19 protein-coding genes are annotated in these 23,525 nt (G+C 49.7%); 9 read left to right on the top strand and 10 right to left on the bottom strand.

Translation table 11 applies throughout. The annotated features are described in order from the left end of the window. The first annotated feature begins 63 nt into the window (after nucleotides 1-63). On the top strand, nucleotides 64-1,320 hold the full coding sequence (locus tag ABDW72_RS13415; protein WP_347159082.1) for a metallophosphoesterase: 1,257 nt from the start codon (nucleotides 64-66) through the stop codon (nucleotides 1,318-1,320). Nucleotides 1,321-1,673: 353 nt separating this feature from the next. On the opposite strand, the gene ABDW72_RS13410 is transcribed toward ABDW72_RS13415, so the two are convergent. Further along, nucleotides 1,674-2,087 (bottom strand): DUF7793 family protein, encoded by a 414-nt coding sequence (locus tag ABDW72_RS13410; RefSeq protein ID WP_488168638.1) that lies wholly within the window; start codon nucleotides 2,085-2,087, stop codon nucleotides 1,674-1,676. Nucleotides 2,088-2,153: 66 nt separating this feature from the next. On the opposite strand from ABDW72_RS13410, the gene ABDW72_RS13405 reads away from it, so the two are divergent. Together ABDW72_RS13405 and ABDW72_RS13400 are read left to right on the top strand one after the other, a co-directional pair. After that, nucleotides 2,154-4,592, top strand: a complete 2,439-nt coding sequence (locus ABDW72_RS13405; protein WP_347159080.1) for an aminotransferase class I/II-fold pyridoxal phosphate-dependent enzyme — start codon at nucleotides 2,154-2,156, stop codon at nucleotides 4,590-4,592. Nucleotides 4,593-4,624: 32 nt separating this feature from the next. After that, the gene (locus ABDW72_RS13400) at nucleotides 4,625-6,316 is read left to right on the top strand and encodes a PAS domain-containing hybrid sensor histidine kinase/response regulator (RefSeq protein WP_347159079.1); all 1,692 of its coding nucleotides are present in this window, start codon (nucleotides 4,625-4,627) and stop codon (nucleotides 6,314-6,316) included. A 342-nt stretch (nucleotides 6,317-6,658) separates the two neighbouring features. Here ABDW72_RS13400 and ABDW72_RS13395 read toward each other — a convergent pair whose 3' ends face one another. Continuing rightward, nucleotides 6,659-6,970, bottom strand: a complete 312-nt coding sequence (locus ABDW72_RS13395; protein WP_347159078.1) for a hypothetical protein — start codon at nucleotides 6,968-6,970, stop codon at nucleotides 6,659-6,661. A 213-nt stretch (nucleotides 6,971-7,183) separates the two neighbouring features. Further along, nucleotides 7,184-8,674, bottom strand: a complete 1,491-nt coding sequence (locus ABDW72_RS13390; protein ID WP_347159077.1) for an NADP-dependent isocitrate dehydrogenase — start codon at nucleotides 8,672-8,674, stop codon at nucleotides 7,184-7,186. Nucleotides 8,675-8,766: 92 nt separating this feature from the next. Between ABDW72_RS13390 and ABDW72_RS13385 the strand changes: the two genes are divergently transcribed. Further along, a complete protein-coding gene (locus ABDW72_RS13385) occupies nucleotides 8,767-9,702 on the top strand; it encodes a LysR family transcriptional regulator (protein WP_347159076.1) in 936 nt (311 codons plus the stop codon). A 127-nt stretch (nucleotides 9,703-9,829) separates the two neighbouring features. Here the strand turns inward: ABDW72_RS13385 and ABDW72_RS13380 are convergent, their stop codons facing one another. Continuing rightward, nucleotides 9,830-10,864: an alcohol dehydrogenase catalytic domain-containing protein gene (locus ABDW72_RS13380; protein ID WP_347159075.1), complete on the bottom strand. Its 1,035-nt coding sequence runs from the start codon at nucleotides 10,862-10,864 to the stop codon at nucleotides 9,830-9,832. Nucleotides 10,865-11,232: 368 nt separating this feature from the next. Between ABDW72_RS13380 and ABDW72_RS13375 the strand changes: the two genes are divergently transcribed. The 3 genes from ABDW72_RS13375 (at nucleotide 11,233) to ypfJ (ending at nucleotide 15,377) form a co-directional block, all read left to right on the top strand. After that, a complete protein-coding gene (locus ABDW72_RS13375; RefSeq protein ID WP_347159074.1) occupies nucleotides 11,233-12,948 on the top strand; it encodes an IlvD/Edd family dehydratase in 1,716 nt (571 codons plus the stop codon). A 71-nt stretch (nucleotides 12,949-13,019) separates the two neighbouring features. Then, nucleotides 13,020-13,778 (top strand): SDR family NAD(P)-dependent oxidoreductase, encoded by a 759-nt coding sequence (locus ABDW72_RS13370; RefSeq protein WP_347159073.1) that lies wholly within the window; start codon nucleotides 13,020-13,022, stop codon nucleotides 13,776-13,778. Nucleotides 13,779-14,486: 708 nt separating this feature from the next. Beyond that, a complete protein-coding gene (gene ypfJ, locus ABDW72_RS13365; RefSeq protein WP_347159072.1) occupies nucleotides 14,487-15,377 on the top strand; it encodes a KPN_02809 family neutral zinc metallopeptidase in 891 nt (296 codons plus the stop codon). A 445-nt stretch (nucleotides 15,378-15,822) separates the two neighbouring features. On the opposite strand, the gene ABDW72_RS13360 is transcribed toward ypfJ, so the two are convergent. The 6 genes from ABDW72_RS13360 to ABDW72_RS13335 form a co-directional block, all read right to left on the bottom strand. Next, nucleotides 15,823-16,713, bottom strand: coding sequence for a phosphorothioated DNA-binding restriction endonuclease (locus ABDW72_RS13360; protein WP_347159071.1), 891 nt, complete (start codon nucleotides 16,711-16,713; stop codon nucleotides 15,823-15,825). Nucleotides 16,714-16,752: 39 nt separating this feature from the next. Beyond that, a complete protein-coding gene (locus tag ABDW72_RS13355) occupies nucleotides 16,753-17,694 on the bottom strand; it encodes a phospholipase D-like domain-containing protein (RefSeq protein WP_347159070.1) in 942 nt (313 codons plus the stop codon). 31 nt (nucleotides 17,695-17,725) lie between these two features. Further along, nucleotides 17,726-18,298, bottom strand: coding sequence for a type I restriction enzyme endonuclease domain-containing protein (locus ABDW72_RS13350; protein WP_347159069.1), 573 nt, complete (start codon nucleotides 18,296-18,298; stop codon nucleotides 17,726-17,728). A 59-nt stretch (nucleotides 18,299-18,357) separates the two neighbouring features. Beyond that, nucleotides 18,358-19,440 (bottom strand): PIN domain-containing protein, encoded by a 1,083-nt coding sequence (locus tag ABDW72_RS13345; protein ID WP_347159068.1) that lies wholly within the window; start codon nucleotides 19,438-19,440, stop codon nucleotides 18,358-18,360. A gap of 175 nt (nucleotides 19,441-19,615) precedes the next feature. Next, nucleotides 19,616-20,215 (bottom strand): N-6 DNA methylase, encoded by a 600-nt coding sequence (locus ABDW72_RS13340; protein ID WP_347159067.1) that lies wholly within the window; start codon nucleotides 20,213-20,215, stop codon nucleotides 19,616-19,618. After that, nucleotides 20,212-21,231 carry a class I SAM-dependent DNA methyltransferase gene (locus ABDW72_RS13335; RefSeq protein WP_347159066.1) on the bottom strand — a complete coding sequence of 340 codons (1,020 nt, stop codon included), beginning with the start codon at nucleotides 21,229-21,231 and terminating at the stop codon, nucleotides 20,212-20,214. The genes ABDW72_RS13340 and ABDW72_RS13335 overlap by 4 nt, the downstream gene beginning before the upstream one ends. A gap of 550 nt (nucleotides 21,232-21,781) precedes the next feature. On the opposite strand from ABDW72_RS13335, the gene ABDW72_RS13330 reads away from it, so the two are divergent. Continuing rightward, complete coding sequence (locus ABDW72_RS13330) at nucleotides 21,782-22,915, top strand: nickel-binding protein (RefSeq protein WP_347159065.1); 1,134 nt, start codon at nucleotides 21,782-21,784, stop codon at nucleotides 22,913-22,915. A gap of 204 nt (nucleotides 22,916-23,119) precedes the next feature. Further along, nucleotides 23,120-23,494 (top strand): cupin domain-containing protein, encoded by a 375-nt coding sequence (locus ABDW72_RS13325; protein WP_347159064.1) that lies wholly within the window; start codon nucleotides 23,120-23,122, stop codon nucleotides 23,492-23,494. The last annotated feature ends 31 nt before the right edge of the window (nucleotides 23,495-23,525 follow it).

The raw sequence follows: 23,525 nt of genomic DNA, 5'->3' as shown, positions 1-23,525 counted from the left end.
TGCGGGCAACGGAAAGCGGAACTGGTACTAAAAAAGCCAGGGTGGTAGTTATAGAAGAAGAACATGTATAAACTGATTATTACGCTCGGGATCTTTTCCCTTTTACTGGACTGGTATGTATACCAGGGAATGAAGAGGCTAGTGAACAGCTGGTCTGCCAGGCAGCGACGCACTGTTTCGCGAGTGTACTGGGTTGCCTGGTTTGTGTTTCTGGCAGCCTTTGCCTATGCTATTTACGCCCGCTTTAGTGCTGGCTATGCCACACCTTTTGCTCAATGGATGATCAACGCCTTTGTAACGCTGCTGGTCACTAAGCTGGTGTTTATACTGGTGCTGTTTGCCGAAGACATCATCCGGGCACTTGTGGCAGCTTTCCGCTTGCTGCAGCGGCTGGTGAAGGGCAGGCGTACGGGGCAGCAGGAGTTAATGCCGGAGCGGCGGAAATTTGTGAGCCAGCTGGCTTTGGTGCTGGCAGGTATTCCGTTCGTTTCGTTTCTCTATGGCGTTACCAAAGGCAAGTATGATTACCGGGTACACCGCCATACGTTATACTTCGATGACTTGCCCGAAGCCTTCGATGGCTTCACCATTACACAAATCTCTGACATTCATTCAGGCAGCTTCGATGATACCGAAGCAGTGCAGCGGGGCATTGAGCTGGTGAAAGCGCAGCAATCCGACCTGTTTGTCTTTACCGGTGACCTGGTCAACGACCTGGCCCCGGAGATCGTGCCTTACATTGATAACTTCAAGCAGATCAAAGCACCGTATGGGCAGTTCTCCATATTGGGCAACCACGATTATGGCATGTACCACGAGTGGCCCAGTGAGGCCGCGCATGAAGCTAACATGGTCCGCCTCAAGCAACACCATGTGGAGCTGGGCTACCATTTGCTACTAAATGAGAACGTCACCATCGAAAAAGGAGGGGAGAAAATCGCGCTGATTGGGGTAGAGAACTGGGGCAAAGGCTTTATCCAGAAAGGTGACCTGGACCAAGCCCTGGTAGGCGTAGACGAAAATGCCTTTAAGCTCCTGCTCTCGCACGACCCCTCGCACTTCGAAGAGATCGTAAAGCACCATCCGACACGCGTGCACCTCACCCTGTCGGGCCATACGCATGGCATGCAGATGGGTGTCGAAACGCCGCTATTTAGGTGGAGCCCGGTGCAATACAGATACAAGAACTGGGCAGGGTTGGCCGAAGAAAATAACCGCAAGCTGTACGTTAACCGCGGCTTTGGCTTCATTGGCTTTTCGGGCAGGGTAGGCATCTGGCCCGAAGTAACGGTGCTGGAGCTGCGGAAAAAGAGAGCCTGACCTATACTTTAAAACAGAAAGGCCATACTTGCAAGTATGGCCTTTCTGTTTTAGTACTTATTAGTTGTCTGGCAGCATGCCTGTAGGTTCTACGTGCAGCTTAATCGTAGCTGTTCTTTTTCTTTTCCTGTTTGGCCGCCTTCTTTTCCTTGTCCGTTTTAGCCGGCTTTTTCTTTACATCTTTTTTTGCGTCTTGTGACTTTGCCATGAGCGTAGGGTTTATGGTTTACCTTAAAGGTACGGGATTTCCGGATTTTCTATCGTGGAATTTTGGTGTGAGGCAAGGAAGAAATCACCAGGAGATGCGTTCGGGCAGTGGAGCAGCAGGTGACTTTCGGTCGCTACGTATACCTTTAGCTTTCTGTTGGCGTGACAGACCGGAAAGGCCGGAGCCATGCAACAGCGCTTTCTTTGCTGGTGAACATGCGGGTCGGGTTCTTAGGCTTGTTGACCATGATAAAGAAATTAGCCATCATCCGCAGCATGGGCGAGGCCACCAGAATGGCACTGGCCAGTACAAGGTCGTTGCCTTCGTTTGCCATGTAGTCGCGGGCTTCTTTTGTCGACTCCTTTATTCTGGTAATATCAAACAAGCTAGGGTAACTATTCTTTCCGATGTAAACCAGGCGTTCTTCTACGCAAGCTTTTGCCACTTCAATATTCATTAAATCTATATCCTTATAGATACAATGCAGGATTCCATCTTCAACAAATAAATTTAAATGTTTCGTTGATTTGATGTTAGAATCATTTACGAACTTTGCCATTCAATTTTAAAAACATATTACAATTCGCTAGTCAGGAATCTCATTCAGCAATAATAACGAAATTACGTGGCAAAAATAAGACATAACAGTATTGTGGATACGGTAGATTCCGTGCTTTCTGTTTCCAAAAAGAAAGGAATTATTCATCTGCATGCAGAAGATCAGGAGCTTAGCGGAAAATGCCTGACGTTAAACGGCAAAAAAGTGCTGCATTTCGGCACTTGCGGTTACCTTGGCCTGGAGCATCACCCTGAAATTAAAAAAGGGGCCATTGATGCAATACAGCGCTACGGCACGCAGTTCCCGATGTCGAGAACCTACATCTCCAATCCGCTTTATAAAGAGCTGGAGCAGCTGATCGGCCAGATGTATAACGCGCCCGTTGTTATTTCCAAGAACTGTACGCTTTCGCACCTGACTACTATCCCCAGCCTTATTCGCGCTACAGACCTTGTGATCCTGGACCACCAGGTGCACGCCAGTGTACAGGAGGCGGTGAAGAAAATGCTGAGCCAGGGAGTAACCGTGGAGATGATCCGCCACAACAACCTGGAAATGCTGGAAGATCGGATCAAAAAGCAACGTAATAAGTTTGAGCGCATCTGGTACATGGCCGACAGCGTGTACTCCATGTATGGCGACTTTGCGCCTCTCACTGAAATGATTGCGCTGGCCGAAAAGTATGAGCAGCTTTACCTGTATGTAGACGATGCGCACGGTATGAGCTGGGCCGGCACAAACGGCACGGGCTATGCCATGAGCCAGATGCCCGGCGGCTTGTACCGCAAAATGATCCTGACAGCCAACCTTGGCAAAGCTTTTGGTGCCTGCGGGGGCTTGTCGCTGTTCCCCAACGAAGATTGGTATAATAAGGTGAATAATTTCGGCGGGCCGCTAACATTTTCGGTGCAGATAGAGCCGGCTACATTAGGAGCAGCCATTGCGTCAGCTAAAATACATTTAAGCGATGAAATTGTCGGGTACCAGGAGGAGTTGCAGCGGCGGATTGCTTATTTCAATACCCTGCTTCAGGAAACGTCGCTGCCGCTGGTGCATGTAAACAACAGCCCCATTTTCTTTATAGGCACCGGTACCATGGACATGGGCAACTACTTAGTACAAGCCTTGTTACAGGATGGCGTTTACGTGAACCTGGCAACTTTTCCGGCGGTACCAGCCAAGAACATTGGCATTCGGATCACCATCTCCCTGAACAATACTTTAGAGGATATCGAGGCGTTAGTAAGTAAGTTGGTGCTGCACTTCCAGGAGGCGCTGACTGCTACCAACCAAACGCAGGAGAACATCCGGAAAGCCTTTAAAATGCCATTGCTTTCAACTATAGCCGCCACGCAACAACCTGCCTCTGCCAAACAGTTAACGATAAACTGTGTTAGTACGATTGAGGCACTTGACAAGGCTACCTGGAACAGTTACCTGGGTTACAGGGGCATGTTCGACTGGAACGGGATGAAGTTTCTGGAGGAATCGTTCAGGGGCAACACCGAAAAAGAGAATAACTGGGACTTTAGATATTATAGTATAAATGACCCACAGGGAAACCTGATTCTGATGACGTTTGCCGTAGCCGCGCTGCTAAAGGACGATATGTTCTCACAGGCATCAGTATCCAGGGCAATTGAGAAGGAGCGGGAGGTAAACCCCTATTACCTGACTTCGACAGGCATTATCATGGGCAGCTTATTTACGGAGGGCAACCACCTGTACCTTAACAAGGAAAATGTTCACTGGAAAGAAGCCCTGAAGCTGTTGCTGTCCGAATTGTTTCAGGAGCAGGAGCGCGTAAATGCCAGCAGCATCCTGCTCAGAGACCTGGAGGCGCACGACCCGGAACTGGATGAGTTTATGGTGGAGCAGGATTTTGTGAAAATGGATCTGCCGGAATCCTGCGTAGTGGAGACGCTGGGGTGGACGACAGAAGAAGCATTCCGGAACACGCTTACCAAGAAAGGCAGGGAAAACTTTGTGCAGAAGATCAAAAGGTATGAATCGGCCTATACTGTTGAGGTGAAGAGCCGCCTTGCTGGCCACGAACTGCAGCATGCCATACACTTGTTTCAGCAGGTAAAACAAAGAAACTTTGCGATCAATAACTTTCTCTTCCCGGATAAAGTCTTTGAGTTGCTGAATGTAGATGAGTCGTGGGAATTTGTACTGCTTTATTTGAATGAAGCGGTTACCGAAAACAGAAACCCCGTTGCCGTGGCGTTTTGCCATAAAAATGCGGCACATGTTTACAGCTTTATGATGATAGGTATGGACTACGATTACCTGCAGGAGTTTAATGTTTACAGGCAAACACTCTACCAGGTAATCAAACGGGCTAATGCCTTGGGCTGCCACAAGGTGAACATGGGCATATCGGCTAGTCTGGAAAAGAAAAAAATAGGGGCCACCCTGTATCCGAAAGTAGGCTATTACCAGGCCAAAGACAATTTTTCGATGGAGATGATGCAAGCCACCATTGCCGTTGGACAAGAGTAGCGCCTGCCCCTGAAACCATAAGAAGCTAACACGTGAAAGTCCTCAGAGATAGAATTGAAGAGATAAGCCGGTTGATCGCCGAAGTTGCCAATGGCAATTTTGACCATGAACTGAAGACCTCCGAAGCAGGAGACGAGTTGGATGCCCTGATTGCCGGTATCAGCATGCTGGGGCAGGAGCTGAAAAACTCAACTGTCTCCCGGGACTTTATGCAGAGCATTTACCGGGGTGTTGTGGATATGCTGCTGGTGCTGAACAACGACTTTACCATCCGCAACGTGAACGAAGCTTTCGAAGAATTGCTGGGCTACCAGGAAGCGGCACTACAGGGTGTTCACCTTTCGGAGCTGGTGGCGCAATCGGAAGTCGGGGTGCTGCAACAGCACATGGAGCGCTGCCGGCGTGAGGGCAAGTGCCTGAACGTGGAGCTCTCGCTGCGCACCAGCCAGCATCAGACGCTGCCTGCTTCCTGCTCCTTTTCGCAGCTGCTGAACAACAAGCACGAAGCCGACGGCATTCTTATCATCGCCAAGGACATTACGGAAATTAAGAAAACGCAGCAGGAACTGAAAGCAGCCAAGGAGCAGGCTGAAGCAGCCAACGAATCTAAAAGCAGCTTTCTTTCTACAATGAGCCACGAAATTCGCACGCCACTGAACGGCATTATGGGCTTTACGGACCTGCTGCGCGATACGCCCTTGTCCCAAACGCAGGCGCAGTATGTGCAACTGATCAAAACATCAGGCACTACGCTCACCAAGCTGCTCAACGACATCATGGACCTGCACCGGATTGAGCGCGACAAGATCTCGCTGGAGATGATTCCGTTCAACATCCGCGAAAGTGTTTCATCGCACCTGGAGCCTTACCGGTACATGGCCAACAGCAAAAACCTGACATTTTCCTATACTTTTGATAACTCGGTGCCGCAGCTGGTTACCGGCGATCCTACCCGCATTAACCAGGTGCTCATCAACCTGGTGAGCAATGCCATTAAGTTTACAGAGTACGGCAGCATACATGTGCATTTTAAGGCAACGCATCAGGCGGGCAGCGGAGAGATCCTGCTGCACGGCACGGTAGAGGATACCGGCATCGGAATTTCGGAAGACAAGCAGCACGTGGTGTTCGACTCCTTTACGCAGTCCGATCAGTCTACTTCGCGCAAGTATGGCGGCTTCGGGCTGGGGCTTGCCATCAGCAAAAGACTCATCAATCTGATGCAGGGCGATTTGGGCGTGATCAGTCCGCTGCCCGGACAGCAAGAGGGGGCGTGCTTCTGGTTTACCCTTCAGCTCCAAGCAGTGGCAGAGGCAGCAGCAAAACCGGCAAAACCGGAGGCGGACCAGCCCTATACGGTGCCCAATGCAACCAGCATATTAGTAGTAGATGATAACGAGATAAACGTGCTGCTGCTACAGCAGGTGCTCGAAGACATGGGGGCTGTGGTGACTACCGCTTCTTCCGGGGACCAGGCGGTGGTGCTTACCCGCGACAACACTTTCGACTTGGTGTTTATGGACATTCAGATGCCGGTGATGGATGGGCTGGAAGCGATCACGCTGCTCCGGAAGCAGCACTATGCCGGCCCCGTGATTGCCTTTTCGGCCAATGCTTACAAAGATGATATTGCCAAAAGCCTGGCTGCCGGTATGAACGACCACCTCTGCAAACCCCTGGACCACGACGAACTAATAATGGTCCTCCGCAAGTGGATCGGGTAACCTGAAGGAAAGGAAAGCACGAGGCCCGCGCAGTACCTAATCGTATAGCGTGGGCCTCGTGCTTTTTGCCAGCTTCTTCGGCAATGTGTTAAAGAATATTACTGTCGGCTCTTGTGGCTTGCATATACTTCAGGAGCGCTCCCGCACCGGGAAGTTATACTTCCGGTGTCCTCTGTAGGAAACAAATCATAGGTATAGCTACGCAGGAGTGAAAAAAAGCTCCGCAAACCTGTTGAATGAAGTATAAATTCATGCAGGTTTACGGAGCCTGGAGAGCCTTGGGAGCGAAGCTGCCTTTTGCTTAGCTAAGTAACAGGCTCTTTAAAGGCAATTGTTAGCCGATCAGCAGTCTGCGACCTCCGGGAAGATTCCTTTCGGTTGATCTTTGGCCTCCAGCATGATGTTTATAGTTGATTCTACTATCAAATTGCTGTTTAGCGCTACAGCTTCCTCGGTAATGGCCAGAATCAGTTCTCTTGCCGCTTTAAGTTCTTCAACCCTGCTTCTTGAATCTACATCCGGTTTGTTGAACCGAATATGCGAGCTAAAGTCTTTGAGATTATGGAAATTGATTTTCCGGCTGATGACATCCAGCAGAATCTCCTTTGCATCTTCAGGCGTAAACCTGCCTTTTATAAATTTGATGGTGTTCATAAGTGTTATTCTTCTTTTGAAACAATAGTTGTGATCCGGAGCACGAGCAGGCAAACGACTACAGCTACAGCTTTACAGAGCTCACGCAACACGGCATCGCCTGGCTGGGCTACCAGAAGCCAGCAAACACCAGCAAGGAGTAGGACGATCGTAAGTTGAACGCTGAAGTTGTTGCGCATGATCTTTTGTATTTCATGGTTGAAACAGATCCGGTTACTGCCCCTGCCCCAGTGAGAAAGCGGCTTTCCCGTTGAAGGTGTACAGGTTTTCTGTTTTGATCGTATCCAAGCCTTTCTCTATGGCTTTCGCCAGTAGCGCGATTAGGTGCTCTTTGGCTACAGGGTGCCCCTGCACCGGCTGATAGCGGCAGCGCCAGTGGTCGGTGCAGAAAGTTTCCTCAAAGCCCTCCGGCCATACTTTGATGCCTCTGTTCGTGATCATGGTCAATTTTAACTCGGGCGTGTCCAGCTGTTGCAGCTGCTTCGCTATTTCTTCCGGGTCAGTGCCATTCCAGTGCACAAACACATCTATACCCACCAGTTCTTTTGTAGCAGCAGGCTTGCGCGTATACTTCGGCAGGTTAAATTTGATTCCCTTGGTATATGCAACAGGGCTTATGTGCGCCGGCTTCTGCTCCAGGTTGTCAATCACGGCCCAGGCGAACTCCTGTGTACCGACCCGCTGCTTGCTAACGCCTTCCTGGTAAATATCAGCCGTATGGATGCCCTCTTCGATGGTTTTAAGCCAGGCGTTGTGTATTCTTTCAGCTACATCATTTTGCCCGATGTGGTTCAGCATCATGCAAGCGGCCTGCAATAGGCCGGAAGGGTTGGCGGCATTTAATCCGGCAATGCGGGGGGCAGAACCATGTATGGCTTCAAACATGGCGCAGGTCTCGCCGATGTTGGCAGAACCGGCCAGACCTACAGAGCCGGTAATTTGAGCAGCCACATCCGAGAGAACATCACCGTAAAGGTTCGGCATTACGATCACATCAAATAGCTCCGGCGAATCAGCGAGCATGGCGGCACCAATGTCCACGATCCAGTGCTCATTTTCAATGTCGGGGTATTCTGTTGCTATTTCATCAAACACCCGGTGAAACAAGCCGTCTGTCTGTTTCATGATGTTATCTTTGGTGAAGCAGCTAACTTTTTTGCGGCCATACTGCCGGGCATATTCAAAGGCATAACGTACGATCTTTTCGCAGCCTGGTCTGCTGATCAGCTTGAGGCATTGCACTACTTCATCAGTTTGCTGGTGCTCAATACCGGCGTATAAATCTTCCTCGTTCTCCCGTACAATGACCACATCCATGATGGGGTGCTTTGTTTGTACAAAAGGAGCAAGACTGATGCAGGGGCGCACGTTTGCGTACAAGCCTAGCATTTTGCGCATGGTTACATTCAGGCTTTTATAGCCGCCGCCCTGTGGCGTAGTGATCGGTGCTTTGAGCAACACTTTGCTCTGCCGGATCGCATTCCAGGCTTCAGGTGTGATACCGGAGGGTTGCCCGGACAGATAGACGTTTTCGCCAACTTCAATCTCTTCAATGTCCAGCTTTGCGCCTGCAGCCTGCAGCACACACAGGGTTGCTTTCATGATTTCGGGCCCGATGCCGTCACCTTTGGCTACTGCGATTTTAGTGAGTACCCCAGCTTTAACAGCTGCGCCTTTAAATTGACTTTCGGTTAGTACTGCCATCTTGTTTATAGTTTTTAGTTGTGCTACAAACTTCGGCAATAGCTTTTATAAATAATAGTTTATATATTTAATGCTACGCATAAGTAAAATTTATGAACTATACTTTGCACCAGCTGCAGGTGTTCCTGAAGATCACGCAGACGATGAGCATCACCAAAGCAGCAGAAGAACTGCACCTGACCCAGCCCGCCGTATCGATTCAGCTAAAGAACCTGCAGGAGCAGTTCGAGATTCCGCTGACCGAGATTATCGGCAGGAGAGTATACATTACTGACTTCGGGAGGGAGATTGCTCTTGCCGCTGAAAACATTCTGCATGAAGTGCATGCCATCAATTTCAAAACACTTGCGCATAAAGGGCTGCTGTCGGGCAAGTTGAAGCTGTCGGTGGTCTCTACAGGCAAGTATGTGATGCCCTATTTTTTATCCGGCTTTTTGAAGCAGCATGAAGGCATCGAACTGGCGATGGATGTCACAAACAAATCGAAAGTGCTGGAAAGCCTGGAGAACAATGATACGGATTTCGCCTTAGTGTCTATTTTGCCAGAGCACCTGAAGATCGATAAAGTGGAGCTGATGCAGAACAAGCTTTATCTGGTGGGTCGCAGTTCAGAACTGGGGAACGAGGGAAACAGTGGCATTGAGATCTTTAAAAACCTGCCGCTTATTTACCGCGAAAGGGGCTCTGGCACGCGTTTAACCATGGAGCGGTTTATTGCAGGGAATCAGATTCCTGTTATTAAAAAAGTAGAGCTTACCTCGAACGAAGCCGTAAAACAAGCGTTGCTGGCTGGCTTAGGGTATTCCATTATGCCTCTGATCGGTATCAAAAACGAACTGACGCAAAAAGACCTGCAGATCATACCTGTTACAGGGCTGCCCCTGAAAACAAGCTGGAACCTGATCTGGCTGCAAAACAAGCATTTTTCACCTGTGGCCCAGGCATACCTCTCATACTTGCAAAAGGAGAAGAACAACATCATTCAGCAGCACTTCGAATGGGTGGAGAAGTATGCAGATGAAGTATAATTGTGGTAAGCCAGCTGAATTTGAGAATAGGAGGGAGCCGGCAAAGCTTTAGAAGGGCTCTTTCTCTTTACAGATACACTTGTTTCATCCTACAAAGGTGTTTTTTTTTACCTCCAAGCTATTCAGCTTACCTGCTGTTCCCTACCTGCACCACCACTTTGCCTACTGTTTTGCCTTGCTGGAATAGATGAATCGCCTCCTGCATTTGTTCGAAGGGATAAACATGGCCAATATGCTGCGGTTTTAGCCGGAGCTTCTGCAGGGCCTCAAGCAGCTGGTGCATCATGTCTGTCTGTTCGTAGAGGTAGATGAGGTTAAAGCCCATCAGGGATTTATTCTGGGTTGGCAGGCGCAGCGGGTCTATTTTGGGGCGCTTCAGGTACTTCCAGATAAGACGGGGATAGTTGGGCTTTGCCCCATGGCTGGAGAAGCTGGCATTGCCATACACCACCATCCGTCCCATAGGCGCCATCGCTTTCCAGCCCTGCATTAGAATTTTGCCGCCAATGCATTCCATGACCAGGCGCAGCGGCCGGTCGCCAAGTGCTGCCTTCAGCTTTTCATAAAAATGCTTGTCCCGGAGGATCACCTCATCGTAGGCTTCTTCCTCACGTAAAAAAGCCATTTTCTCAGCCCGTCCTACACTGCCGATAGTATAAGCGCCATACTTCTTACAGATACGGTTCGCCAGTATACCCACTCCGCCTGCCGCACTATGGATCAGCACCGTCATGCCGTGTTGCAGATCGCCCAATGCCGTAAGCGCATAGTAGGCGGTGAGTCCCTGCACCAGGAACCCGGCCCCTTCTTCAAAGCTCCAGTCGTCCGGAAGCGGGAGCACATAGCGGTAATGGCTGTTTATGTGCGATACATAGCCGCCGAACTTCGTAGCACCCATTACTCTGTCGCCCACTCTCCAGGTGTCCACCGCTGCTCCCACCGCGATGATCTCCCCCGAAAACTCCAGGCCAGGTATAAACGAGCCCTCCGGCGTAGCGCTGTAGAGCCCCTGCATCGCAAAGATATCCGCAAAGTTCAGCCCGATGGCCTGCACCCTGACACATACTTCATCGGCCCTGGGCGGCTCCAGTTTTTCTGTCTGCAGTTGCAGATACTTGATAGAACCTGCTTTCGGCATGCGGTACACCTGGCGTTCGATCATACGGTATAGGTATAGGTATAGGTTTGAGGTCCGGACACTTGCGTTATTTATTGTAGAGCAACGTACCGGCGCACGAGAAGTTTAAAATGCGGGGTTTAGGGCCGCATCTGGTATATAACTTCATAGAGAAGCCCAACTCGTCCAGAGTGGGTAAACGTCAGGCAATGCAACGTACGACAGAGGTATACAGCGCAACGCCTGGTCCGCTTTACAGCAGCACAAAAAACAAACTAGTTATACTTTCACCGCATGAATTGCTATATTTAGTAAGCACTCCTGCAGGGGCATCATCCCTGTTGCAAACTACCTCACGCCCGTGCTGCCGGGGTATAAAAGCGAAGTGCCCTGTATCTTAATAAACAGTAGGGATGGAAGATCAAAAACTACGAAGTGCTGGTTGGTTTGGCCGGAAAGGAAAGGATGGCTTCATTTACCGGGCCTGGATGAAGAAGCAAGGAATTCCTGACCATGAATTTGCAGGCAAGCCGATTATTGGCATCTGCAACACCTGGTCAGAGCTAACCCCCTGTAATTCGCACTTCCGCGATCTGGCCGAGCATGTAAAAAGAGGGGTGCTGGAAGCAGGAGGTTTCCCTGTGGAGTTTCCGGTAATGTCGTTGGGCGAAACGCTGATGAAACCTACCGCGATGCTCTACCGGAATTTAGCCAGCATGGACGTGGAAGAGTCTATCCGGGCTAATCCGCTGGACGGCGTGGTGCTGTTGTGCGGCTGTGATAAAACAACGCCCTCCCTTGTGATGGGCGCCTGTAGCGTGGACCTGCCCACCCTTGTGGTATCAGGTGGGCCGATGCTGACGGGGAAATACCGGGGCAAAAGCATCAGCACCTCCGATATATGGCGCTTCAGCGAAGCCAACCGGGCAGGCACTATGAGTGACCAGGAAATGACCCTGGCCGAAGCCGGCATGTGCCGGAGCGACGGACACTGTGCCGTGATGGGAACGGCCTCTAGCATGGCCTGTATGGTAGAAGCGTTGGGTATTTCGTTGCCCGGAAATGCCGCCATCCCGGCACCGGATGCAGCCCGGAAGATCATGGCGCACCTGTCTGGCGCTGAAATTGTGCGCATGGTAAAAGAAGACCGCAAACTTTCGGATGTGCTGACAAGAGCGGCCTTCGAGAATGCCATCATGGTGAATGCAGCGATCGGCGGTTCTACCAATTTTGTGCTCCACCTGCTGGCGATTGCTGGTCGGATCGGGGTGCCTTTAACGCTTGATGATTTTGATACTTTCTCCTCTCATATTCCATTAATCGCGAACCTGCAGCCTTCCGGCACCTACTTTATGGAGGACCTATACTATGCCGGTGGCCTGCCGGTCGTCATTAACGAGCTACTGCCACACTTGAACAGGGAGTGCCTCACGGTAAATGGGAAGACCATCCGAGAGAACTATGAACAGTGCGAGTGCTACGACCCGAACATCATCGCAAAGCTGGAAAAGCCTTTTAACACCATGTCCGGTGTAGTGGTGCTGAAAGGCAATCTGTGCGAAAACGGGGCCGTCATCAAGCCGTCTGCAGCTACTGCTCCCCTGATGCAGCATACGGGCAAAGCGGTGGTATTCGAAAACATCGACGATTACAAGGCCCGTATTGATGACCCGGAGCTGGAGGTGGATGAATCCAGCGTACTGGTATTAAAGCAGGTAGGACCAAAAGGCTACCCGGGAATGCCCGAAGTAGGCAACATGGGGCTGCCGACCAAACTCTTAGCCAAGGGCGTAACCGACATGATCCGGATATCAGACGGACGCATGAGCGGAACAGGCTTTGGCACAGTGGTGCTGCACGTATCCCCAGAGGCAGCGGCAGGCGGAACTTTAGGCATTATACAGGACGGCGATGAAATTACGCTTGACGTAAACAAGCGCCTCTTGCAAGTAAACTTATCGGAGGAGGAAATTGCCCTGCGGAAAGAAAGGAAAAGACAGGAAGAACCTTTCGCTGCTAGAGGTTACGTGCACCTCTATCAGCACCACGTGGAGCAGGCGCATTTGGGCGCTGACTTCGATTTCCTGAGAGGCGGTTCGGGCAGTGAGGTAACAAAAGATTCGCATTAATAAAAAGTAATTGCGCCTGCTGCATGCAGTAGCGATTGAAAAAGAGCAGTTGATAAATGAAAGGTTTGTAAATGACACTGAAAGATAAAGTAGCGATTGTTACCGGAGCAGGACAAGGCATTGGCCTGGAGATCAGCCGGAAGCTCGCACAGGCAGGCGCAAAAGTCATCCTGAATGACCTGGATGCTACTCTTGCGGAAGACGCTGCCCGGCAGATCACTCAGGAGAACGGGGCATGTATCGCTATGGCAGGAGATGCCAGTGATGTGGCCTGCATTCAGCAGATGGTGCATACGGCCGTAACCCGGTTCGGCAGCCTGGATATTGTTGTGGCCAATGCCGGCATTACGTTTTTTGGTGATTTCTTTACCTACACCCCCGAAGCCTTTTACAAAGTTTTGCAGGTGAACCTGGGAGGAACTTTCTTTCTGGCACAGGCAGCGGCCAACCAGATGAAACAACAACCCACGGGCGGCAGTCTGTTGTTCACCTCTTCGGTAACCGGGCACCAGGCGCACCAGCACCTGGCCGCCTACGGTATGAGCAAAGCTGCCATCGAAATGCTCGCTAAAAACCTGGTGATCGAAGTATCCATGTATAATATCAATGTCAACACCATTGCGCCGGGAGCTACTTTAACCGAGCGAACCATGGAGGACCCTGCCTATGAAAAGACCTGGTCCCGGATCACGCCCATGGGCCGGCCGGCCAGCGTAGCGGATATTGCCCATGCTGCCCTGTTCCTGGTCTCCGATGAAGCCCGGCATATAACAGGCCAAACCCTGATCATCGATGGCGGTTGGACCTGTATCAGCCCTTCGCCTTATTAAAGTTTTACGCTAAGGAAAGATTTCTTCCCGCTCCTGCAAACCTGGTTTGTAGTGGAGGTAAACGTTTGTTGCTATGGCAAGGGGAGAAGTCGTTCATGCAGTGCCATTTAGCAGGTGGGTTCTCCCTGGATCAAGACACGCTCATCTCATACGCTTTGTACCGTGCTTCAGACTGCTCCATCACCTCAGCCAGTATCTCCTGCAGTTCGGCTTTTACTTTGAAGTGCAGCACCTGTATACGGCCAGTTGCAGCTGTGCCTCGTGCCGTCTTTTAAACCAGCCGGGTTGCGGGCACTTTACTTTTCTTCGGCAAGTATCTTGCGTTCCAGCTCCTTTATCAGGCTGAAGCTCTGTACGGGGTTAAGGTGTTTGGCCAATATTTCTTTATTGCCGCATCCTCTTCAGTGATGCTCAACGGGTTGCTGCGCAGGCCTTCTTCCTGCAATATTATGGTAGGGCATCCTGATCAACAGCTGCAAAAATATTTTCGTCCGATCAACTTTTTGTGATGATGAAGCGTGAGCGGGTAAACAGGCAAAATACAGGTATAGACCTCTAAATGCTTACCGGGACAGGCATTTTGTACTAGTGGCCTGCATCTAAGTGAAGCTGCGTGCCGTTATACTGTTCGGCTAGCCATATTGCCTTTCGGCGGCTGGTAGGTAATAAGCCCATTCACTATCATTCACTTCCTTAAAGAATACTTATATGAAATGGCAAGGCAGAAGAAAAAGCAGCAATATAGAAGACCGTAGAGGACAATCAGCAGGCGGCGGTGGCGGCTTAAGCCCCATGCTGCTTATTCCATTGTTCCGGCTCCTTTTCTCCAAAGTGGGGCTGATTATTGTGGCGGTACTGGTGGCGCTGATGTTTTTAACAGGAACCAACCCTCTCACACTCCTGCAGCAGTTTATGGGTGGGGAACCGCAGTATGCCCAATCAACCACCTACCAGCCCAGTCCGGAGGAGCAGGCACTGGCCGACCAGACAGCCGTTGTGCTGGCCGACACCGAGGATTTCTGGGACCAGGAGATTCAAGGGTACAGAGATCCTACCCTGGTGCTGTTCTCCGGGCAGGTAAACTCGGCCTGCGGGCTTGCTTCTGCTGCCACAGGACCCTTTTATTGTCCAGAGGATGAAAAACTATACATCGATCTGAGCTTTTTTAGCGAAATGGACCGGAAGCTGGGTGCTCCGGGGGACTTTGCGCAGGCTTATGTGGTAGGCCATGAGGTAGGGCACCATGTGCAGAAGCTCCTTGGAATAACTGATAAGGTAAACGCCCTGCGGGACCAATTATCCGAGGCGGAGTTCAACAAGGTGATGGTAAGACTCGAGCTGCAGGCCGATTTCTACGCCGGCGTCTGGGCCAACCATGCCCAAAAAGAAAAAGGGTTTATAGAGCCCGGCGATGTGGAAGAGGCCCTGAACGCCGCCAGTGCCATTGGCGACGACCGCCTTCAAAGGCAAGCTACAGGAAGAGTGGTGCCAGACTCCTTCACCCACGGCACCTCGGCCCAACGGGTTCGCTGGTTCAAAAAAGGCTTCGAAACTGGTGATGTGCGGCAGGGGGATACCTTTAATGCCAGGGAGTTATAGACCAACGGCATCATATCAGGACAAACAAACTGCCTCTCCAGGTCCGGAGAGGCAGTTTTGTGACATTCGCTGCAAGTTTAGGGCAGCCGGGAAACATTTACCAAATTCTCCTCTCGGGAGGGGCAGGGGTGGGTTAATCGTGCACCGGGTAATGTGTCAGGATCAGGATTTGCAGGATTAAAAAGAATGAACAGGATTGATAATGCCGCGGAGTACTCAGACCTCACAGCGTCTTCCGGACCTGTGCGTGTCTTATCTGCTACATGGCAACGGCTGTTCCCCCAGACACTCACAGGTTCTAAAAACGCTGTGAGGTCTTTTGAGTAAGGCCTGTAAGTTTTTTTAGCGGGCTTTGCGCTTGCTGCCGGGTATGGCTTACCTGGTTCTGCGGTGCTGGGAGATTTTAAGGAGCATGGGGTGTAAGTGTGTGGCAGCAGGAGTGGGGTTAGCTTCTGTAGCCGCCTTTGAATACTTCGTTTACGTGCCAAGAGGTGAATTCAGGGTTGGGGTAAAATGCTTTCTTTTGTGGCGGTTTAATGGATTTGCCATCGTGCCTGATAAGCCACTCCTGCGCACCAGTGCCGTTTACCTCGTCTGATACCAGCATTCTGAGCTCTTCTGTCACCGTAAAGGCTCCCATGTCAAACAGCTTGTGGTGCGTTGCGCAGAGGGCTAAACCATTCACCTCTACATCCGGTCCACCAGCCTGGTGCCACATAATATGCGCCGCCTCCAATGCCAGCAGCTGGTGCCGAAGCCGTACACTAAAACCACATACAGCACATTGGTACTCATAAGCTTTTAGTATACTTTCCCGGAAAAGCGGATCACGTTTGCGAACTGATTTGATAATGCGGTCTGATGCCGTGAGCGTCAGATCCAGGCCAACAGCATCCAGTATATCCTGGTGCAGCGTATCCGGAAAGTTCTGTTCTAATATGGTTTCTGCCACACTTATTAACAGCTCTGGGTTTTGCTTTAGCTGCAGCGTTACTTCATCGGGGAACTTACCACTAATATCGTTTGCTAGAAGGAATTTGGGCTTTGCATTAACTTTGGTATCAATTAACTCTGGCTTATTAAATTGCCATAGTTTATCATTTGCAAGTCTTGTGAAAGGGAAATGAGCATGTACCTGACCTCTTTGAGGACCAAAATCAATAAGTAACTCTTTTAGCTTCGGTTCTATCTCTGAATAGGGTATGAATCCTGTATTCCCTCTCTGAATTTCTCCTAGTGCCAGCAGCATCAACAGCGGCTTGTGCGGTGCACGGGTGCCTTTGCTTTTCCAGGTGTTGATGTTCTGGAATTGGGAGAGAAGGTTAGAGGTTGACACTGGCTTTATACCTGCTGAATGAAGTGAGAAAAGAAAAAATTATTTCATTAAGAGTTTAGCTTTCTTCCAGTTCTTTCTAAGTATAGGACGGCTAACACTTGTTTCACCATTAGATGGCTCACCAGAGTAATGGCAGAATCTTTCCTCATAATCTTCGTTACCAAACTGATTCCAGCTTTTGAAAGCCTGGTAACTTAACGGGCGCTCCGGATTAAACTCAATCTTTACGCCGGTACGTATGCAGTAGCCTGGTTCAAAGTCTTTTTGAGGAGCTGGCTTAGGTGCCTTATAAGTAAAGCCTGCCTTCTTCTCTTGTAACTTGCGTGTTTCCACCTTCTCGCGGATAGGCATGTCAGAATATTGATTAACATGATCCAACTCTTCTTCGAAGTCCTCCAACTTTATTTTACCTTTTTGAAGTGGTTTACTACTATATAATTCAGCCGTTCTGTCCAGCAGAATTCTGGAGCTCATGTAAGTTTTGCTCAGGAACCCCTTCTCAAAAACAGGTCGCTTTACATATACTACCTCATGGTCGTTAGCTATATCCTGGGTGGCTTCCCAAATGTCCGTGTCTGGGTTTTTCGATAGGAGACCGAAGCCCTTGCTTTCATATAGCACCCCAAACTCAATGTTATTTCTAAAGGAATAATCGTAGAGGTTGATGGAGGTAAGCACGCCCATCAAATCATTCGCATAATACTTGGCGTGTAGAGTGGGGACATAAACTAAACTGATGTTAGGAAACTGCATGAAAAAATCTAAATCTGCTTTGCGGAAGCTTTTATCCACCTGTCCTTCATTCTTTCCAAAGACAATGGTAATATGGAGCTTTGGGTTGTTGAGGTGTTTTTCAAAGAGCTTCTTAAAGTAGTCATCCAGTTTGATGTAAGGAGACATAATCATTAAATCTCTGTTAGCTTCCCAAATAATGTTGTAAACAGCATCTTCCAGCTCTTTTCCGGTGATAAATTTTGACATTGGTATAGTTTATTAATTTGTTCTCTTTGGTTTACGCCACGCTGATTTCATACTCCCTGTACCTGGCCTCGGCCTGTTCCATCACCTCATCCAGAATCTCTTGCAGCTCGGCTTTTACCTTAAAACGCAGCACCTTTTTCACGGCCAGTTGCAGCTGGGCTTTGGTGTCATCTTTTTTGTACCAGTCGGGTTGGGAGGCGCTTTTCTTTACCTGCGCCAGTATCTTTTGTACCAGCTCTTTGATCAGGTCGAAGTCCTGCACGGCGTTAGGGTGCTTGGCCAGTATCTCGTAGAAGGCTTCTTCCTCCTCGGTAAGGCCGAGCTGGTTGCGGCGCTCGTCTTCTTCCTGCATCTGCTTGGCAACGTCGCGCAGTTTTTCCATGGCCAACTGCCACTTCTCCTGAATTGGGTTGTTGTGAATGTAATCCAGTTTCTGTTCTGTAACCGCCATAGAGTAGCAGTATATCGACAATGGATTCCGCTCCCATAGTTGGTACTGCCGGTCTTTGGCACCCACCCTGAACTTCTCCGGTACTGCAGGGTGGTTTTGCTGTAGATCGTACTTTATTTGCTGCGCCGTATACCTGAGGAAGTTCCGCTGCACGTCTTGCTGCCGTAGTTTAGTTCTGGTGATAACACCAACAATGGCGGGAATTTTATAGGTTAATCTATTGCAATGTCAGTAGGAACACCACTTGATATTTCAACGAATTCCCATGTGTCTTCATATCCATATATAGGTTTGCCAGGTAATTCTATTGTTACTTTTATTATCACCTTAAGAATAGATTCACCACTAATGGTTTCACGATAACTTTCTGTATTATACCACAATTCATCTTCTTTGTCATACCAACCCATAGATTTATCTTCATAAGAAACATCCATACTATAATCAATTGGCACAATCAATTCAACAGAGGCGGTATTATAATAAAAGTATAGTACAGAATGAGATTCAATGTTTGCGTTAATTTCATCTAAACTATTAATTTGATATTCATAACCCTGATGTTGATCGAATCCATCAAATGGGAATTGGTTTAAAAATTCCTCTTTTATTGCCTTGATTATACCCTCTTCACTTTTAGTAATTATATCTTCTACTTTAGGAAGTATATAATCATCGCTATAAGTGTAGCTAATTTGATCTAACAATTTATCATAATGCTTTATAGGTAATAAATAATCAGATTTATAAGAAATTATATCATCATCATCTGATACAACATAAATCTTTTCCTCATTTTTTTTGCACCAAGCTTCAAGCGAATTAAGAACAAAGGCGTCTGGGAATTCACTCTTTTTCTTACCTTCTTTGAATGGCGGATTTTGATTAAAATAGTCAGCTATAATCTTTAATGATACTTCACTGTCCAATTCGATAGTACAGAAGTTGTACTTTATTTGCTGCCTGAATGAATCTTGAAGCGTCGCTAATTCTTTTTCAAAAGCAAATGTGTCATGTAATCGAAAAAGATCATTTAAAGACTCTATGTTTTTGAAGGTTTTAGATTTAGAATCTATTTCTTTCAAGGATCTTTTTAATACTGAATATGATTCTCTTGCTGACTTTTCAAGGTTTGCTATACTTTCATTTAAAGTTATATCAGTAATCAGCAACTCAATATCTGAATTCTGAGCATGCTTAAAAAAAGCTTTTAGCTTATTACCAGCAAAAAAATTCTCTTTAATAAAAATAGAAGTGTCTAAATATATATAATGCGTATCAATTTGTTTTTTCATAGTATAGCTTTTGTTAGTTTTTATTTTATGGTTTTATTTCATACTCACTTCTTTATACTTGTAGTGCGAAGTAAATCTATGGATCAAAAACCACTCTAAACATAATATGGAAGATTACTGCTGTTACTCGATATAACACCAACTACGGCGTAAACTTTTCTATCTTCTTTATTTCTTACAACCCAAACCCAATCCCCTCCAGATTCTCCCGAATCCGCTTTTCCAGCAGGGCGCTTTCCTCAAACTGCGCGGCCAGTTCGGTGGTTAGCCCCTTCATCTTGTCTTCAAACGGAATGCCGTCGTCTTCCTCGCCTTCGGAGCCCACGTAGCGGCCCGGCGAGAGCACGTAGTTGTTGGCGGCCACTTCGGCTAGGGTAGCGGCCTTGCAGAAGCCTTCGGTGTCGGAGTATCTGCCGCCGATGTTGCGCCAGGTATGGTAGGTGTCGGCAATGCGGGCCACGTCGGCAACCTCGAACACGCGCAGGCGGCGGCTGGCCATGGTGCCCAGTTTGCGGGCATCTATAAAGAGGATCTCGTTTTTGCGCTCGCGGTGCTCGCCGTCGCGGCCGTCGCGGTTCTTGCTCAGAATAAAGATACAGGCCGGTATGCCGGTGGTCAGGAACAGCTTGTCGGGCATCTGCACAATGCAGTCTACCATGCCTTGCTGTATCATGTGCTCGCGCACGTTCTTTTCGCCGGCGCTTCCGGTGGTCATGGCGCCGTTGGCCATCACCACGCCGGCCGTGCCGCGCTCCGAGAGGTGGTGCCTAATCATGCGGCTACACATGTTTTGGCGTTGCCGGGGGTGGTAAAGGTATCTTTGGCCCCGAAGAGGCGCGGGTCGTTGTCGGGCAGCAGCTCGGGGTGCCAGTTCGAGATGTTGAACGGCGGGTTCATGAGGGCAAAGTCGGCCTTCAGGTCGGGGAAGCGGTCCTGCAGCAGCGAGTCGCCCAGCTTCACGTCGAAGGAGAGGTTACGCAGCAGCAGGTTCATTTTGCAGAGGCGCAGCGTGCCTTCGTAGCGCTCCTGCCCGTAGATGGAGATGTCGTTTTTGCCGCCGCCGTGCGCCTGCAGAAATTTGAGGCTCTGCACAAACATACCACCCGAGCCGCAGGCCAGGTCCATGATGCGGCCCTTTAGCGGCTCGAGCATTTCCACGAGCAATCGCACCACCGAGCCCGGCGTAAAGAACTGCCCCGCACCGGAGCCTTCGGCCATGGCAAACTTGCCGATGTAGTACTCATACACGCGGCCGTAGATGTCTGATTCGGGGTTGCTCACCTCGGAGAACTTCTCTTTGGAGAACAGGTTGATGAGCCCGGCCACCTGCGTAGGGGAGAGCTGGCTTTTGACGAAGATTGGCTCCAGCACGCCTTTGTAATCGGGGTTGCGCTTGCTCAGGATCTCGTCAATCAGCACAAAGGCCTGGTCCACCTTCACCTTGATGTCGTCCTGCTCGGCGTTCTCGCGCAGGTACGCCCAGGTAGCCTCGCGGGGCAGGCGGTACACGTTCTTTACCTGGTACTCCAGCTCGTCTTCCAGCACCTCGGTCTGCTGGTGGGCTTCTATGTTATAGTAGTCGCTTTTAGGGTCTGCAAAGGATAGTTGCAATTCGTGTTTGCGCACTTCAAATCGCTCAGAAAGGTGCTTTAAGAACAGCAGCGAGAGCACGTAATCCTTGTACTGGTTCTCGGCTACGGCGCCGCGCAGTTCGTTGGCGGCATTCCAGAGTTCGTTTTCAAAATCGATGTCCGCTTTGGGTGCGGTAGCAGGGGTATTCTTATGGGCCATGTATACTTGTACTCGATGTTAGAACAGAAGTACAAGGTACAGAAAATGGCAGGGAAATATATAGATAGTGCAAAATATTTATCCCCTCGTAGGGACAGGTCGCGACCTGTCCGCGCGGCAAGCCTTCCGGTGCAACAGCAAAGGGGGAGGCCGTACTACCTGAACCTGGGATTTGCCTGGGTCGGGCAATTTGTCTGCATCAGGATTTGCAGGATGTATGGAGGGGAAGAGTTTCTGCAGTACCGGATCCAACCACCCCTGCCCCTCAGAGCTACGCTCGCTCGTTTCGAACTCGCATTCTCACTAGTCTAAGGAGGGGAATTTGGCTGCTGTTTTAGCGAAAGTATAAGCGCTGTGGTTAAGGCCGTTCCGCGGACAAGTCGCGACCTGCCCGCACGAGCAGCAGGTATGCTTGTGCCATGGCTTTGCCGGCTTGGTGAGGAGCAGGCTGCCTGAGTAGGGTTATTTAAGGTGTTAACGGCTGATTTTAAAGTGTTTACAGCTTTTATACTTGCTTCCTTATGATTATATTTAATCAAAAGAAGCCGCTATGCCTATTTACATGGACCGTCATGATTTTTCGGGGGTCACTGCCAGCGATGTGGCAGCGGCTCACCAGGAGGACCTGAAAATACAGGCAAAGTATGGCTGCCGTGGCCTGACCTATTGGTTTGATGAGGAAAGGCAAACGGCTTTCTGCTTAATTGAAGGACCGGACCAGGAGGCTGTTAAAAACATGCACCTGGAAGCCCACGGCCTGGTTCCTTTCGAAATTATAGAAGTTGATACCCAGGTGGTGAAAGCTTTTCTGGGAAGAATTGAAGATCCGCAAGCACAGGCCCTACGCCAGGAAACGCTCTTTGCGTTCAAGGATTCGGCTTTTCGCACCCTTATGGCCACCGAGCTGAAAGAGGCGGCTTTGTTGCCCGCTAAAGTCGGCCCCTCGGAAGCGCAGTCTCTTTCTACTCTCCACAAGGCCATCATCAGAGCCTCTTTGTTAAAGTATGAGGGGCAGGAAGTGCGCGCTACCCGGCATGGTTTTTTGGCCTCCTTTGTGTCAGCCTCCCAGGCTGTGCGCTGTGCGCTTGCTATACAGGAGGCGCTCCGGGAGCAGCACACGCAGTGCGGCGCCGACCTGCCGGATGTGGAAATCGGGCTCAGCGCGGGCACGCCGGTGAATGGCAGCAGCGATTTTTTTGGCAAAGCCATTCAGTTAGCCACCAGGCTCTGCAAGGTGTCCGGCGCCGGGCATGTCGTGATTTCCGCCACAGTGAAAGACCTTTTTAAACAGGAAGAGACCACTGCCTTGCGGGAGGGGCATCTGATCCGGACGCTGAACCTGCCGGAGGAGCGCTTTTTAAACCAGTTGTATGATCTGACCGAAACTGCCTGGCAAGAGAACAACCTGACAGTACAGGCTTTTGCAAAGGCCTGTGGGCTGAGTAAGTCCCAGCTTTACCGGAAAACCGTTTCTTTACTAGGCTATTCCCCCGTTGATTTTGTGAAGGAGTTCAGGTTAACAAAAGCAGTAGAGATCCTGGAAAGCCAGCAAAATAGCATTGCCGAAGTGGCGTATGATGCAGGCTTTACCAGCCCTTCTTATTTTTCGAAGTGTTTCCAGCAAAGATTCCATATCCTTCCTTCCAGCTTTGTAACGGCTGTAGCCGCTACCGCTTCTCTTTAAAATTGCCTTTTCCCGCCTCCCTGCTTTAATTGTGCTACTCTTTGAACGAATTGTGGCATGGGGCCTTTGCTTTTCGCTTTATCTTGGGTAAAGTATACCTGCCCTAAGGTATACCGATGCACCGTTGGCTATCAGGCCGGTAAAACAGGCTTTTTAGCATTTGTAAAATGGCCTATGCGATGACAAACTTTAAAGGTTAACAGGATGCAACAGTCACTAACACAGCTTCCCGTTTCACTGGATGTGCCGGGAGCGAAGATCACAAGCGTGGCTTTCGGGGATATGACAGCCGCCTATACCCGCTTAAGCAAAGGTACGGACCTGGCCCCCCTGTTAGAGGGCCTCGACCACGACCACTGCCAGTGCCCCCATTGGGGCTATGTGCTGAAAGGCAAGATCCGGATGCGCTACCAGGATGGATCGGAAGAAGTAACCGAAGGCGGCAACCTCTACTACTGGCCCGCCGGCCACACCGGCGTGGTGGAAGAAGACATCGAGTTCATCGAGTTCAGCCCGAAAAAAGAAATGGACAAGGTGCTGGCGCATGTAAAAGGCAAGTTACAGGGAGCAGCGCATTAAGCGCAGCCCAGCCTGAACAGCGCCAGTAGGC

This window comes from Pontibacter chitinilyticus, from assembly GCF_039748935.1.
In the GTDB taxonomy this organism is placed as follows: Bacteria; Bacteroidota; Bacteroidia; order Cytophagales; family Hymenobacteraceae; genus Pontibacter; species Pontibacter chitinilyticus.
This window is presented reverse-complemented; position numbering and strand designations above follow the sequence as displayed.